Source organism: Flavobacterium sp., from assembly GCF_044360715.1.
Lineage (GTDB): Bacteria > Bacteroidota > Bacteroidia > Flavobacteriales > Flavobacteriaceae > Flavobacterium.
Map to the genome: position 1 here is coordinate 25301 of NZ_JBIKJY010000022.1, position 14929 is coordinate 40229.

Sequence of the window (14929 nt, forward strand, 5' to 3'; positions counted from 1 at the left end):
ATCTTACGATTTAGAAAATTTTAAAACTTTAAATTGATTCCTAATTTAAAGTTTCTTCCTCTTGCAGAATATCCAATATTTTCATAAAAATCTTTATCTAAAATATTTGTAACAGCCGTAAAAACAGATAATCTATTTGATAGAACCTCATAAGAAATATTCGAATTTAAGATTTGATACGATGCCAAAACGGTATTGACAGTAGCAAAAGTATTGTTATCAAAAAAAGCGTCGTTTCTGGATTCCACATATTGATATTGTGTATTCCAATGGATTTTTTTTGTTAAGTCTACATCAAATGAAACATTTACTTTATGCTTCGGAATTAACTTGCTTTGCGCTTCGGCAACTTGTGTAAACGTATAATTTCCATTTATAGAAAAATAAGAAACAGGTTTTAATACTAAATTAGTTTCAACACCTTTTGCAATAACTTGACTTGAATTATTAATGTATTTCGATTCATAAGTGACTTCATCGGTAAAAAAGTCGTAACTATTTTCTTCTTCTCTATAAAAACCAACCGCATTAAATGAAATTTTATTCTGAAACAAATTTGTTTCAAAACCCGCTTCAATAGTAGTGTTTTCTTCTGGTTTTAAAGTTAAATTTCCGTAGGGCGAATACAATTGATACAACGATGGCGTAATATATGCGGTGCTATAAGAAGAAATTAACTTTAAGGGCATTGTTTTAAAGTTGAACGAAGGATTAAAATTAAAAGTAGTATAATTACCATATACATTATGATTGTTAATTCTTGCACCCGCATTAATATTTAGTCCAAAATTTGAATAATATACCAATGTTGCGTATGGATCAAACACGTTAAAGTTGGCTTGAGTATTTTTGATAGATTCATAAGCGCTTTCTTCCTGCATATCCATAAACTGAAATTGCGTTCCAAGTATTAAAAAAACCTGTTTTGAAAAATTATATTTGTTAAATAAATCGGCATTCATACTTCTGGATTTGTAATACGAATAGTCAACACTGGAAGTCCAAGAGCTGTAAGTGTCGTATTTTCTTTCCAAATTTGTATAACCTGTTACAAAATTTAATTCTCCTTTTACATATTTATATTTCGTGGTAAAACCTACCCTAAACTGTTCTGAAAAAGAAATGTTTGCCACTTCATCTGAAAAACTTCCACCATCAAAAGCAGATTTTAATCGGTCATAATTAGCAAAAGCTTGAAAATTAATTTTAGAATTAAAATCGATACCTATCTTTTGCATTATATTTACTCTTGAAAAATTATCTTCTTCAAAATTTGAACCTGCGGCTTCACTAATTCCTTTTGTTTCGGCACTATTTAATGATGTTAAATACGAAAAACGACCTTTTGTTCCATTTACAGAAAACCCTTGATTAAAATCTTGGGCACTTGTTTTTGTTTGATTGGCTACATTTTGTGTTCCTAAATTTATATAAGCGGTACCTTCAATTTCTTTTTTTACCGCTTTCTTTAATGTGATATTTATTAATCCTGTTGCGGCACCCGAACCATATAAAGTACTTGCTGCTCCTTTCATAATTTCTATACTTTCAATTTGTTCTACAGGTAACAAACGTAAGTCGTATTGCAAACCAATTCCTGAAGCATCTGTTACAGGAACTCCGTCAATTACAATTAATACTTGGCGACTTCTTCCGCCTCGAATATAATATGCTAAATTTTTTCCGGTTCCAGACTGATTCCCATTTACTTCTACACCGGCTACTTGACTTAAAACATTGGCTAAAGATTGGCCTTTTTTGTTTTCTAAATCTTTTGCAGTAATTTTTTCAATAATTTTTCCTGATTTTTCTTTGCTTTGCGCAAATTTGGTGTCGGAAATTACAATCTCTTGAATTGTTTTTGACAGATTTTGTTCTTGAGCCATAGCAAAAGAAGTTACCAACGTAAAATACGCAGATAGTTTAATGAAATTACGTTTCATTTTTACAATTTTAATTTTCCAATATGGGAGAAAAGCATAGAATTACCCATACCCAAACCTTTTTTCCCGAAAGTTTGATACTCAATGAATGTGGCAGGTCTCCTGGCTTGCATATTAGTGTCTTCCTTCCCATCTCGTTTAAAGCGAAACAGTGGATTTGCAGATAACACTAACGTATAGTAGCATACAGTTGCGGGTACAGCTCAGGTATTTCACCTGATTCCCTTTTAATGATTATTCTACGTTATAGAACATCAACCAAAATTCAGGTGTAAAAGTAATTTATTAAAATTTAAAATCAAACTATATAAATATCTTTTACTTTTGTAAAAAATTACACCAATGTATAGGTCTCGAAAATTTGCTTTTATTTTACTTTTATTTGTTTTTATTCAGTGTAAGAATAATAATGAAAACACATTAAAAAAAGCTTCGAACAACGAAATAAAACATGCAAAAGGGCTGTCAATTATCACTAAAGATAATTATTCTGTAGTGGAAGTAAGTTCGCCTTGGCCAAATTCTAAAAAGAAATTTTTGTATATTTTAAAGAAAAAAAATGCTGTTATTCCTGTTGAATATAAAAACGTGTCACAAATACAAGTTCCGATAAAAAATATTGTACTAACATCGACTACGCATATTCCATCATTAGAAATGTTAGGTGAAGAATCAAAATTAGTTGGATTTCCAAATTTGAATTATATTTCTTCTGAAAAAGTTAGAAATTTAATTGATTCTGGAAAAATAAAAGAATTAGGAAGCAATCAAACCTTGAATACGGAAGTTCTGATTAATTTACAACCGGATATCATTATGGGCTATGGCTTAGACAATAGTAATCCAATTTTAGATAATTTAGAAAAAAATGGCTTAAAAGTAATTTTAAATGGCGATTGGAACGAACAATCACCTTTAGGAAAAGTAGAATGGATTAAACTGTTTGGCGTGCTGTTTGGGAAAGAAAAACAAGCCAATGAAATTTTTAATTCTATTGAAAAAACATATAATGAGACTTTAAAATTAGTTGAAAAAACTAAAACAAAACCAACTGTTTTTAGTGGTTCTTTATACGAAGATAAATGGTATTTGCCACAAGGGGAAAGTTGGGGTGCAAAATTTATTACTAATGCAAATGGAAACTATTTATGGGCAAAAACCAAAGGAACTGGAAGCCTATCTTTATCTTTTGAAAAAGTATATAGTATTGCCAAAAATGCTGATATTTGGTTTATGGATCAATATACCTCATTAGAAGAAATTAAAAATGCAAATCCCCATTATTCACAATTTAAAGCTTTTAAAACAAAAAATATTTATTCGTTTAGTAAAAAGAAAGGCAAAACGGGTGGTGTAATTTATTACGAATTAGCGCCTAATCGACCAGATTTAGTGTTGAAAGATTTAGTAAAAATATTTCATCCAGAATTATTACCTAATTATCAACTATATTTCTTTGAAAAACTAAAGTAAAATTGAAAAAAAACGCAAAACATAAAATCCTGTTTTCTGCTTTACTAATTGGTTTAGCAGTTGTTTTTATACTAAATATTAGTTTTGGTCAAGTAGCTATTCCTATAAAAGAAGTTGCAAAATCAATTTTTGGATTTGGAGAAGTAAAAGATACTTGGGAATATATTATTATCAATTTCCGATTACCAAAAGCAATTACAGCGGCTTTAGTTGGCATTGGCTTATCAATTTCGGGTTTGTTGATGCAAACATTATTCAGAAATCCTTTAGCTGGACCTTATGTTTTGGGATTAAGTTCTGGCTCCAGTCTGGGTGTGGCTTTTGTAATTATGGGCGCTTCGATTTTACCAGGGTTTTTTGCGGAACTTTTTGTTTCCAGTATTGGTATATTATTCGCCTCCATTTTAGGAAGTTTATTTGTATTATCTTTAGTTTTTTTAGTCTCCAAAAAATTAAAAGACACACTTTCAATTTTAATTGTAGGCTTAATGTTTAGTAGTTTCACTGGAGCAATTGTTAGCGTTTTAACTTATTTTAGTACCGCAGAACAATTACAAAAATTCACATTTTGGTCAATGGGAAATTTAGGAAATTTAAGTTGGATACAAATTTCTATATTAAGTATTTCTATAGCAATTGGTTTGTTTTTAAGTTTGTTCTCGATAAAAAGTTTAGATGCATTTCTTCTTGGCGAAAATTATGCAAAAAGTTTAGGAATCGATATTAAAAAACAACGTAATTTAATTTTTATAGCAACAGGAATTTTAGCAGGAAGCATTACTGCTTTTGTAGGACCAATTGCATTTGTTGGTTTAGCGGTGCCACACATTTCAAAATTAGTATTTCAAACAAGTAATCATAAAATATTATTTTTATCAACCATTGTATTAGGTGCACTAATTATGTTACTTTGTGATACGATTTCACAATTACCAGGTTTAGATTTTACTTTACCAATTAATGCAATTACATCAATTTTAGGAGCGCCAATTGTAATTTGGTTGTTGGTAAGAAAAAGAGGAATTAATTAAAATAATTACACAAAGTTTCACAGAGAAACACAGAGATTCGCAAAATATTTTTAAAAATCAATTAAAATCAGTTCAATCATAAAAATCGGCGTACCTATTAAATCAATGAATAACAACATACTACATACCAAAAATCTTACCATTGGTTATGCTTCAAAAAAAGAAGTATTAACCATTGCGAGTGATATAAATATTTCATTAACAAAAGGTAAGTTAATTACATTAATTGGTGGAAATGGTATTGGAAAATCAACATTATTACGAACAATTACTGCTATCCAAACACCAATTTCGGGTGACGTAATTTTAAACAACAAAAATATTTATTCAATTGAAAATTCTGATTTAGCACAACAACAAAGTTTGGTTTTAACCGATAAACTTCCAAGTAGTAATTTAACCGTATGGGAATTAATTGCTTTAGGAAGACAACCGTATACCAATTGGATTGGAACCTTATCAGAAGATGACATCACTAAAATCACCAAAGCCATTCAACTTACAAATATTGCACATTTAACAGAAAAAAAACATTACGAAATTTCTGATGGACAATTACAAAAAGTTTTAATTGCAAGAGCTTTAGCGCAAGATACTGATTTAATTATTTTGGATGAACCCACAACCCATTTAGATTTGTTTCATAAAGTTTCAGTATTTAAATTATTACAAAAACTGGCACACGAAACAGAAAAATGCATTTTATTTTCAACTCACGATATCGATTTGGCAATTCAACTTTCTGATGAAATGATAGTAATGACAGAAGGTTTCTGTATTCAAGACCAACCTTGTAATTTAATAGAAAAAGGTGTTTTTGATACCTTATTTAAAGATGAGCATATTGTTTTTGATAAAATACACGGTAAATTTATTGTCAGATAAATTTTATATATTTGTAAGTATTTTAATTTAAAATTTATGAGTTTATTAGATTCAAATAATGAACCGAGCGAAGTTCAATTGAAAAAATTGATGAAAAACGTTTTGATTGACGTAAAGAAAAAAGCAAAAATTGCAAAAATGAATTTAAAAAAAATTCAAGAAAACGATTTAAAAATTGCAAAAGCTTTACATGCATAGCGAGTCATCAAAACCAATATTAATTGTTATTGCAGGTCCAAATGGTTCTGGAAAAACTTCTGTTACGAATCAATTATTGAAACATCATTGGATTGAAAATTGTGTTTACATAAATCCAGATCAGATTGCCGAAGACGAATTTGGTGGTTGGAATAATATTGAAGCTATTTACAAGGCAGCTAAAATTGCTGAAGAAAGAAGAGAAAACTGCATAAAAGAGAACAAAAGTTTAATTTTTGAAACCGTTTTCTCCGCAAATGATAAGATTGATTTTATTAAAAAAGCTATCTCTAATGGCTATTTTATTCGTTTTTTCTTTATTGGAACAAATCATCCAGAGATAAATGCCAAAAGAATTACTAATAGAGTTTTAGAAGGTGGTCATGATGTTCCAATTACAAAAATAATTACTCGTTATTCTAAATCAATATCAAATTGTACAATAATTTCTAATATTGTTGATAGACTTTATGTTTATGATAATTCAATTGATTTTTCTGAAGCAAAATTACTTTTCAGAACTTCAAATGGAAAATTGTTAAAAAAATATAGCGATATTAACGAATGGGCAAAGCCTATTTATAAATCAATCAAATAAATATTCTTTTAGTAAAAAAAGGGAATTTATTGTCAGATAAAATCATATAACTTAAAAATTACTCCAAAATTCTATCAAAATCTGTTGCGAAAATTTCTTTTACTTCACCAGCTTTTAAATTACCTAACTCAATATTACCCACTCGAACTCTAATTAATCGTAAAGTTGGAAAACCAACAGCAGAAGTCATCTTTCTTACTTGTCTAAATTTTCCTTCGGTTAGCGTTATTGAAACCCAACTTGTAGGTCCGTGTCGCTCGTCTCTAATTCTTCTGCCTTCACCAATGTGAGTTGGATTATCAATTAATTTTGCTTGACATTTTTTTGTTATATATTTTTTACCGTGAAAACCAATTTCTACCCCATTTTTCAGTTGTTCAACAGCTTCCAATGTAATAATTCCATCAACTTGCGCGTAATATTCTTTCTCCACTTTTTTGCTTCGAACCAATTCACTCATCATTCCGTCGGTTGTTAGTAATAATAACCCTTCAGAATCTTCATCTAATCTACCAATCGCCATTGTGCCTTCTGGAAAATCATAAAGTTCACCTAATTTTCTTTTATTACGCTTTAATTCGTAAATAAACTGACTAATAAATCCGTGGGGCTTGTGTAAAATAAAATGTTGGTGTAACTTCATTTTGCAAAAATAGTACTAATTTTAAACACATATACATTTAGAAAAAATAAAACTTTTAGGAACTTATGTGTTTTATTTTTTTAATTGAGGAAAAATTTAAAAAAAATAGTAATTTTACTATCTAACAAATTTTAATCCGAAAATGAACACATCAATTATCTTAGTATTCGCCATTTTAATTGCTTTAGCCATTGGTTTTTACATTGGAAAGCTACTTTCAAAAACCCAGTCTAATGCTGAAAAAAGCAATTTAGAAGGGCAATTAACATCACAATCGCATCAACTTGCAGAATTAAAATCATCGTTTCAGAATTTGCAAATCGAGAAACAAAAAACACAAACTGAAAAAGAAGAATTTGCCATTTTATTAGCAAAAAAAGAAAATGATTTCGACAATTTATTAGATCGAACAAAAGAACAGAAAGAAGAAATCAATCAATTACAAGAAAAATTTAGTAAGGAATTTGAAAATTTAGCCAATAAAATTTTAGAAGAAAAAACGCAGAAATTTACCGAACAAAACAAAGAAAACTTAAAAAATATTTTATCACCATTACAAGATAAAATTTTACATTTTGAGAAAAAAGTTGAAGACACACATAAAGAAAGTATTGATTATCACGCTGCGTTACGTCAACAAATTGTAAGCTTAAGCGAAATGAATGCCCAAATGAGCAAAGAAACCATCAACTTAACCAAAGCGTTAAAAGGCGATAGTAAAATGCAAGGAAATTGGGGCGAACTCGTTTTAGAACGCGTATTAGAAAAATCCGGATTAGAAAAAGGTCGAGAATACGAAGTTCAACAAGCCTTTACAACTGTAGAAGGCACAAGAATTTTACCCGATGTAATTATCAATTTACCTGATGGAAAAAAGATGGTAGTAGACAGTAAAGTATCTTTAACTGCTTATGAAAAATATGTAAATGAAGAAGATGATGTGCAACAAAATATTCATTTAAAAGAGCACGTAAATTCGGTAAAAAGACACGTAGAACAATTAAGTGACAAGCGATATCAAGACATTTATCAAATGGAAAGTCCTGATTTTGTTTTGTTGTTCATTCCAATTGAACCCGCTTTCGCATTGGCGTTACAAGAAGATTTAACCTTATACAATAAAGCATTTGAAAAAAATATTGTGATTGTAACACCTTCTACGCTATTGGCAACTTTACGAACTATTGATAGTATGTGGACCAATCAAAAACAACAAGAAAATGCTATTGAAATTGCGCGTCAAGCTGGTGCTTTGTATGATAAATTTGAAGGTTTTGTTTCAGATTTAATTAAAATTGGTAAGAAAATGGACGAAGCAAAAATAGAATATTCTGCAGCAATGAATAAACTTACCGAAGGAAAAGGAAATTTAGTTACCAGTGCTGAAAAATTAAAGAAGATGGGAGCTAAAGCAAAAAAAGCTTTACCAGAAGCTATTTTGAAACGAGCTGAAAATGACGAAGATTTAATAATTGAAACTGACAATTAATTCAGAGTATATGACAAACAATATGACCCTTATTCAAAAAGTACTTATATATGGAATATTAGCTATTGTATTAGCTGGCGCTTCGTACGTTTCTTTTTTATACTACGCAACTTTTAGTGACGGAATGCGAACTGGCGAATTAATAAAATTTAGCCATAAAGGTTACTTTTTTAAAACTTGGGAAGGTGAATTAAGCCAAGGTCTTTCAAGTTCACAAAAATTTGCATTTTCTGTAATGGATAATGAGCCAGAAGTAATTGAACAATTAAAAAACAATCAAGGGAAATTTGTAAGAATAGAATATATTGAACGTTATGACACTTTTTTATGGTGGGGCGATTCTAATTATTATATTACAAAAGTTCAACCTGAAAAATAAACTTATTTTATACAAAAAAATGAATACAGCTAATACAGTCTCAGCATCTAAAGTAACGTTAACTCAATTAATGTTGCCATCGCATAGTAATTTTAGTGGTAAAATTCACGGTGGCTATTTATTAAGTTTAATGGATCAAATTGCTTTTGCCTGTGCTTCTAAATATTGTGGAAGTTATTGCGTAACGGCATCCGTTGATACGGTGAATTTTTTGAATCCTGTTGAAATCGGCGAATTAGTCACCTTAAAAGCATGTGTGAATTATGTAGGCAACAGCTCTATGGTAGTTGGGATTCGCGTAACTTCACAAAATATTCAAACCGGAAAAGTAAAGCACACAAATTCAAGTTATTTTACAATGGTTGCCAAAAATCAAGATGGTAAAAATGTACAAGTTCCCAAATTAGTCTTATCAAATTTAGAAGAAGTGCGTCGTTTTTACGAAAGTATCAATAGAATTTCTGCAAAAAAAGAATATTTAGAAGAGGAAGTTACCTTAGATTATTCTTCGAATGAAGCATTAAATAATTTAGAAAATTATAATGTTATTCTGAAATTAAAATAAATTTCTAATTTTTTAAATTTTTATACGAGTAAAAGAATTTAAATATTCCAAATGCAAAACTGTTTTGGTATTTGATTCATTTTTTGAATACATTGGGGAAAATTTAGCACCATAAACTACTTCATTAAATGTATATGAAGTCCTTTTAGCAACTGTTGATGAATACATATCGTCAAATGTTTTTATATAAATTAAAATTTCTCCAATAGTATTTTTATAATCAGATTGATTTAAATTAAATAGTGGACTTTCCTCATCTATTGGATGCACTAATGTCCAACTTAAAGTTAAAGAATTTATTTTACTCATTTCTAAAGGTAAATTATAAAATTTATTAGAAATAACTCCATTTTCATCAATTAAAATACCAACAGTAACAAAAGCTTCAGCATCAGTTAAATTGGTGTTCTTATGAGGTGCCAAACGCATCATTAAAGCGGTTCCTTCTTTATAAGGTGCTATTAACGCATTTTCTGAAAACTTTATAAATGCATTTGGTTTACTAAATCTTCCGTAAAACAAACCGGTTGCTATAGCAAAACTTAGCAATCCTGATAATGCTTCTACAGCTGCCACAAAACTGGCTAAAAAACCTGAAGGACTAATATGCCCATAGCCAACTGTAGTAAAAGTCTGAATACTAAAAAAGAATGCTTCTCCAAATTTATCTATTTTTGAAATTGATGAAACACCTTTTAAATTTTCAACTCCAATTAACATATAAATGGAAGCAAAAAACAAATTAACAATAAAATAAAAAAGGATTATGATAAAGAAAAACTTCCATCTAGGAATTTTCAACATGGTATGATACCAACTAATTCCTTCCAAAAAACCTATACCCACTTTTTGAATATTTGCATTCCCGTTTTTATTTATGAACCGGCCGCCATAATTTTGAGAATTTGTACCAAAACCAGTATTGTTTTCAGCTTTTGCTTTTTTATTTATTTTATGAAGTAATGCCATATATTAAAAAAGTCCCAATAATTTGGGACTTTGTAAAAGTAATATTTTTTATAAATATATTATTGAATAATTAAATTTGTGCTGAAAGTTTTTTCATCTGAAGTAACTTTTATAATATAATTTCCAGCTACCAAACTATTAATATCTATTTTGTTATCTAATTGAGAAATTTGTTTAGTAAAAACTAATTTACCTACAACATCAAATAATTTAACTTCAACAGTTTCAAATTCATTCGGTAATTCTACAGCAAAAATATCATCTGCTGGATTTGGATATAGTTTAAATCCTGCCATAGCAAATGAATCAGTACTCAAAGCAAAAGTTCCAGAAACTCCACTTCCTCTCGATTGATGTTGTGCAAGGGTCAAACTACTACCTAAAGCCCATATTAAATTAATTGAAGCAGTTGAATTTGTAAAAGTAAAATCTGAACCTGAGGTATCACCTGTTGATAAAGCTCTTGTAGCTATAATTGTTCTAACGGTACCAACTACATCATTTGATGTTGTCGTCCAGTTTTGTGTTGCATCTGAATTTGGAGTGCTTCCAGATCCTGTGAAATTTCTATCAGTTAAAGTAGTTGTTGATGCTCCAGATGCAATTACACCATCACCAGTTGAAAACATTGAGGTCATTCCAAATCCAAGTCCTAACCATTTATTAGATGGGCCAACTAATGTCATTGTTACCGTCGTTGGATTCGTATCAAATTTAACTGTATAACCTGTAGTCAAATTGATTACTCCAGTAGTATGATTTTGTGCAGTAGCACTCATACCAAAAAGAATTAGTGTAAAAAGTAAAATTTTTTTCATAATTTAAAATGTAATGGTTAATAATTTAGTAGATTAATAATTTTTTGATTATTTGTTTTAAGAGCATAATCAAGGGCTTCTTTATTGTAATTGTCTTTAATTTTGACATTTGCTTTAGCAGAAATTAAAGCTTCAATTATAGGTATATTATTGGTGTTAATTGCCATAATTAAAGCAGTTTGACCATTTGAATCTTGAAAATCAAGATTGGCTTTTTTTTCAATTAATTGCTTTGAAAATTCATAATTTTCTTTGATTACTGCTGCCATCAATGCAGTTCCACTTTTAGAAAGATAATTAATATTGTTCACATTTTGCAATAAATAATTTGCAACTTCAATATTATTAGAATAAATAGCTAAAATTAAAGTGGAATATCCATTCTCATTTATTTTATTTATGCAATCTATATCTGACTTAATTAATTCTTTTAATTCTAAAAGACTCCCATTTCTGGACACAGCAAAAACATCTTTCTGTGCAAAAGTAGTTGAAAAAATAAATAAAAACAAAAATATTATTTTCATATACTAAAAAACGCGAATTAAATTAAATCCAAAAGCAATTTTTCCATCATTCAAACTTCCTGAAGTGTTTCCTAAATATCCCGATTCATGCATGGCTTGTGAATTCGTAAAATGCATTTGGAAAACATGACCACCGGTTTCTAAATCGAACCCAATGGAAAGTGGATTTTTGAAAGTAGAATTAGATGCTCTGTTTAAATGTGCTGCATAATCCAAATTAAACGACCAACGTTTGGTAAACTTATACCTACCTCCTAAACCAACGGCAAATTGACTATTGTCTTGAGAATTATTGGCTACATAATTTTGATGAAAATGTGTTGGTGCAATTTCTAACGATAAATTATCATTGAATTTTCTTGAAATTAGAATTTGATTCACATAAGCCAAACGATCTGAAAATTCTAATTTTGGCAAAGTTGTTTTCTCTAATTCTGTATTAATTGCTAAACTATTAAATCCAACGATTTCAAAAGGAAAGCCCTGTTTTTTCTGTCCGAATAATCTGTATTTAGTAGCAAACTCATACGTTTTTTGAAATCCAGAACGAGAAGCATGGATCGTAACACCATTGGTTAATCCATATACAAATTGCAAACGTGTATTGGCTTCATCCAAACCGAAAAAATCTTCAAATCCTTTGTCAAAATAACCAAATCTGTGAGCAACCACAAAATACATATCGCCTTTTGATGCTAATTTTGTAGATTCTAAATTTACAATTTTTAATGATTTAAATGCAGCAACTTCTGATTCATTTGCGTCAGATATTGTATCGATTTCATTAAGTAAATCGTCTTGAGCAACCATTAAAAATGGGAATACACAAAATAAAAAAGTAATTTTCTTTATCATAATTATTTAATTTCAGCTTGATCTATTTTTATTTCTTCTAATAATGAGTCGTATCCAATAACTCTTCCTTTAACCAAAATAGTTTCATTTAATTTAACAACATTGGCGTCTTTTAATAGTACAAATACTTTTTCGTCCAATACTATGGTTTTATTTGCAATATCAAGATTAGTAACTTTTCCTGTAATTTGTATAGATTTATCTAAGTATTTTAAATTTGCTTTTGCTTCATCTTGCAAAAAATCATTCGAAACTTGTTTTACTGTTACTGAAAAAACAGCTTCCTCATTTGCAATATCTCTGTGTGCATGATATAAATATTTGTATGACACCAAAAGTATCGCAAACAGAACAACTATACCAACAACTATTTTTTTCATATATTTTAATTCTCTACGTACAAACTTATAAATTATTTTGTAATATTGTGAATATAAAACAATTTTAACATGAAAAAAATACATTATTTAATTTTTAGCACACTATTTTTTATTTGTGGTTGTAGCAATCATTCAGAAGATGATTTAACAATTCCATTAACTTCAAATACAACAAAATACATTCAAAACATAAAGCCAATTATAGATAATAATTGCGTGGCTTGCCATAGTACTACCCCATCGGCTGGTGCACAAACGTCTTTAGTAACGTACATACAAGTAAAAAATTCTGTACTTAATAATGGTCTTATTGATCGTATTTCAAGAGCTCAAGGCGCTTCAGGAATGATGCCCTATCAAGGAACTCGACTGCCACAATCTTCAATAGATTTAATAATAGATTGGAACACAGACGGACTTTTAGAATAATTTGAATTACCCCTTAACTACTTTAAAATGAAAAAAATCGCACTATTTGGATGGATACTATTCATGAGTTTGACTCCTGTTCAAGAAAAAAAGCTAACCAAAACTGGAAGTATCAGTTTTGAAGCTTCCGTTCCTTCTTTTGAGGAAATTAAAGCAAAAAATAACGCGGTAACTTGCATTATGAATACTAATAATGGTGAAATTGCTGTTTTAGCTTTAATGAAAGGTTTTAGATTTAAAATTGCATTAATGGAAGAGCATTTTAATGAAAATTATATTGAAAGTTCTAAATTTCCTAAAGCAACTTTTAAAGGTAAAATTGAGAATTTTGATGTTACTAAATTAACTTCGAGTTTAAAAGATTATACTATTAAAGGGAAATTAGAACTTCACGGAAAAAGTAAAGACATTACTTCAATTGCAAAAATTAAAAAAACAGGTTCGGATATAGAAATTAAAACAGATTTTAACGTTAATGTGTCCGACTTTGATATTGAAATACCAAGTGTTGTTTCAAAAAAAGTTTCAAAAAAAGTAACTTTAAATTGTAACTTCTTATTAAAATAATTTACTAATCTTTAAATTTAAACCCAATTACACATGAAAAACTTAAAAAAATTAGCATTCGTTGCCTTTGCAATTGTATCTACACAATTTTATGCACAAACAAAAACAGGCGCTGTAACGTATGAAATGACAATGCCTGACAATGAGGAAATGGCAGCAATGGGAACAAATACTATTAAAATCTCATTTGATGAAAAATCTTCAGCAACTCAACTGGATATGATGGGCGGAATGATATCTGTAAAAACCATTTCTATGGACAAAAACAACCCAAAAGAAACCAGAATGCTAATGGAAATGATGGGTAAAAAATATGAAGTAACAGGTGAAGCAGAAGGATTTGCTAACACAGATGTAGCTTCTCTAAAAGATGCTGAATCAGTTACTTATGATAAAAAAGCAACTAAAGAAATTTTAGGGTATAAATGTTATAAAGCTTTAGTTACAATGAATAGCGGAGTAGTGAATACCTTTTATATTACAGAAGCTATTGCGGTACAATCTTTACCTGCAGATAAATTAAAACTTACAGGATTTCCTTTAGAAGTTGAAGTAAATAGCGAAAAAGGAAAAGTGGTATTATTAGCTACTGCAGTAGACAAAGCGCCTTCTGCATCTTGCTTTACAGTGCCAGAAGGATACAAAAAAGTAACACAAGAAGAATTACAACAAGAATTAGGAGGTATGTAATTTACCTTTTAATACAAACTAAAATATCCCAAATTCAAATTGAGTTTGGGATATTTTTTTATGTTTTAAGTTTCTTTTTTCGAGCTGCAGGAAAAAGTACATTATTTAAAATTAATCGATATCCTGGTGAATTTGGATGCAAATCTAAAACTGTTGGTGCATCTCCCACTCTATGTTGATAATCTTCTGGATCATGCCCACCATAATAAGTAAACATTCCTTTGCCTTTAGTTCCGTGAATGTATCTTGCTTCACCATTAATTTTACATTCTCCCATTAACAAAACATTCGATTTAATTTTTTCCGAAACAAAAGCCGTTGTTTGTCCCATAAATCCTTTTACAATTTGCGTATGATTTTGGCATAACATCGTAGGAATAGGATCCCATTTTGCAGAAAAATCCATTAAGGTAAAATAATCAACTTCCATTGAAAAACTACCTTTGCCGTGTTCTTCTGTGGTATCAATATCAGAAAACTCATATTTCAT

General features: G+C 29.4%; 18 protein-coding genes, 1 pseudogene and 1 riboswitch. Of the genes and pseudogenes, 11 read left to right on the forward strand and 8 right to left on the reverse strand.

What is annotated here, in order from left to right; genetic code table 11:
* Positions 1-20 precede the first annotated feature (20 nt).
* Complete coding sequence (locus ACIQ16_RS08165; protein ID WP_396150431.1) at positions 21-1943, reverse strand: TonB-dependent receptor plug domain-containing protein; 1923 nt, start codon at positions 1941-1943, stop codon at positions 21-23.
* 74 nt (positions 1944-2017) lie between these two features.
* A riboswitch (cobalamin riboswitch) is annotated at positions 2018-2221 on the reverse strand.
* Between the two features lie 64 nt (positions 2222-2285).
* Between ACIQ16_RS08165 and ACIQ16_RS08170 the strand changes: the two genes are divergently transcribed.
* The 5 genes from ACIQ16_RS08170 to ACIQ16_RS08190 all read left to right on the forward strand — a co-directional run bounded on the left by ACIQ16_RS08170 (position 2286) and on the right by ACIQ16_RS08190 (position 6128).
* A complete protein-coding gene (locus ACIQ16_RS08170; protein ID WP_396150433.1) occupies positions 2286-3416 on the forward strand; it encodes an ABC transporter substrate-binding protein in 1131 nt (376 codons plus the stop codon).
* Between the two features lie 2 nt (positions 3417-3418).
* Complete coding sequence (locus ACIQ16_RS08175; protein ID WP_396150435.1) at positions 3419-4447, forward strand: iron chelate uptake ABC transporter family permease subunit; 1029 nt, start codon at positions 3419-3421, stop codon at positions 4445-4447.
* 105 nt (positions 4448-4552) lie between these two features.
* Complete coding sequence (locus tag ACIQ16_RS08180) at positions 4553-5332, forward strand: ABC transporter ATP-binding protein (RefSeq protein ID WP_396150438.1); 780 nt, start codon at positions 4553-4555, stop codon at positions 5330-5332.
* Between the two features lie 36 nt (positions 5333-5368).
* On the forward strand, positions 5369-5530 hold the full coding sequence (locus ACIQ16_RS08185; RefSeq protein WP_291242137.1) for a hypothetical protein: 162 nt from the start codon (positions 5369-5371) through the stop codon (positions 5528-5530).
* Positions 5523-6128 carry a zeta toxin family protein gene (locus tag ACIQ16_RS08190; protein WP_396150441.1) on the forward strand — a complete coding sequence of 202 codons (606 nt, stop codon included), beginning with the start codon at positions 5523-5525 and terminating at the stop codon, positions 6126-6128. Before ACIQ16_RS08185 ends, ACIQ16_RS08190 begins: the two co-directional genes overlap by 8 nt.
* 58 nt (positions 6129-6186) lie before the next feature.
* On the opposite strand, the gene ACIQ16_RS08195 is transcribed toward ACIQ16_RS08190, so the two are convergent.
* The gene (locus ACIQ16_RS08195; protein ID WP_396150443.1) at positions 6187-6771 is read right to left on the reverse strand and encodes a pseudouridine synthase; all 585 of its coding nucleotides are present in this window, start codon (positions 6769-6771) and stop codon (positions 6187-6189) included.
* 142 nt (positions 6772-6913) lie between these two features.
* Between ACIQ16_RS08195 and rmuC the strand changes: the two genes are divergently transcribed.
* The 3 genes from rmuC to ACIQ16_RS08210 are packed head-to-tail and all read left to right on the forward strand — an operon-like array spanning position 6914 to position 9204.
* The gene (gene rmuC / locus ACIQ16_RS08200; RefSeq protein WP_396150445.1) at positions 6914-8260 is read left to right on the forward strand and encodes a DNA recombination protein RmuC; all 1347 of its coding nucleotides are present in this window, start codon (positions 6914-6916) and stop codon (positions 8258-8260) included.
* A 22-nt stretch (positions 8261-8282) separates the two neighbouring features.
* Complete coding sequence (locus ACIQ16_RS08205; protein WP_396150447.1) at positions 8283-8639, forward strand: 6-phosphogluconate dehydrogenase; 357 nt, start codon at positions 8283-8285, stop codon at positions 8637-8639.
* A gap of 19 nt (positions 8640-8658) precedes the next feature.
* A complete protein-coding gene (locus tag ACIQ16_RS08210; protein WP_396150449.1) occupies positions 8659-9204 on the forward strand; it encodes an acyl-CoA thioesterase in 546 nt (181 codons plus the stop codon).
* Between the two features lie 12 nt (positions 9205-9216).
* Here the strand turns inward: ACIQ16_RS08210 and ACIQ16_RS08215 are convergent, their stop codons facing one another.
* From ACIQ16_RS08215 to ACIQ16_RS08235, 5 genes are read right to left on the reverse strand one after another with little or no spacing between them, the layout of a single operon-like run.
* The gene (locus ACIQ16_RS08215) at positions 9217-10173 is read right to left on the reverse strand and encodes an ion channel (protein ID WP_396150451.1); all 957 of its coding nucleotides are present in this window, start codon (positions 10171-10173) and stop codon (positions 9217-9219) included.
* Positions 10174-10232: 59 nt separating this feature from the next.
* A complete protein-coding gene (locus tag ACIQ16_RS08220) occupies positions 10233-10991 on the reverse strand; it encodes a T9SS type A sorting domain-containing protein (RefSeq protein ID WP_396150453.1) in 759 nt (252 codons plus the stop codon).
* Between the two features lie 17 nt (positions 10992-11008).
* Positions 11009-11518, reverse strand: a complete 510-nt coding sequence (locus ACIQ16_RS08225; protein ID WP_396150455.1) for an ankyrin repeat domain-containing protein — start codon at positions 11516-11518, stop codon at positions 11009-11011.
* A 3-nt stretch (positions 11519-11521) separates the two neighbouring features.
* The gene (locus ACIQ16_RS08230) at positions 11522-12373 is read right to left on the reverse strand and encodes a DUF5777 family beta-barrel protein (protein ID WP_396150457.1); all 852 of its coding nucleotides are present in this window, start codon (positions 12371-12373) and stop codon (positions 11522-11524) included.
* Positions 12374-12375: 2 nt separating this feature from the next.
* Positions 12376-12753, reverse strand: a complete 378-nt coding sequence (locus tag ACIQ16_RS08235) for a hypothetical protein (RefSeq protein ID WP_396150459.1) — start codon at positions 12751-12753, stop codon at positions 12376-12378.
* Positions 12754-12822: 69 nt separating this feature from the next.
* On the opposite strand from ACIQ16_RS08235, the gene ACIQ16_RS08240 reads away from it, so the two are divergent.
* The 3 genes from ACIQ16_RS08240 to ACIQ16_RS08250 are packed head-to-tail and all read left to right on the forward strand — an operon-like array spanning position 12823 to position 14439.
* On the forward strand, positions 12823-13182 hold the full coding sequence (locus tag ACIQ16_RS08240; RefSeq protein ID WP_396150461.1) for a hypothetical protein: 360 nt from the start codon (positions 12823-12825) through the stop codon (positions 13180-13182).
* Between the two features lie 27 nt (positions 13183-13209).
* On the forward strand, positions 13210-13749 hold the full coding sequence (locus ACIQ16_RS08245) for a YceI family protein (protein ID WP_396150463.1): 540 nt from the start codon (positions 13210-13212) through the stop codon (positions 13747-13749).
* Between the two features lie 33 nt (positions 13750-13782).
* Positions 13783-14439, forward strand: a complete 657-nt coding sequence (locus ACIQ16_RS08250) for a hypothetical protein (protein WP_396150465.1) — start codon at positions 13783-13785, stop codon at positions 14437-14439.
* 58 nt (positions 14440-14497) lie between these two features.
* On the opposite strand, the pseudogene ACIQ16_RS08255 reads toward ACIQ16_RS08250, so the two are convergent.
* Positions 14498-14929 (reverse strand): annotated as a pseudogene (locus tag ACIQ16_RS08255) (asparagine synthetase B); the annotation flags it as partial.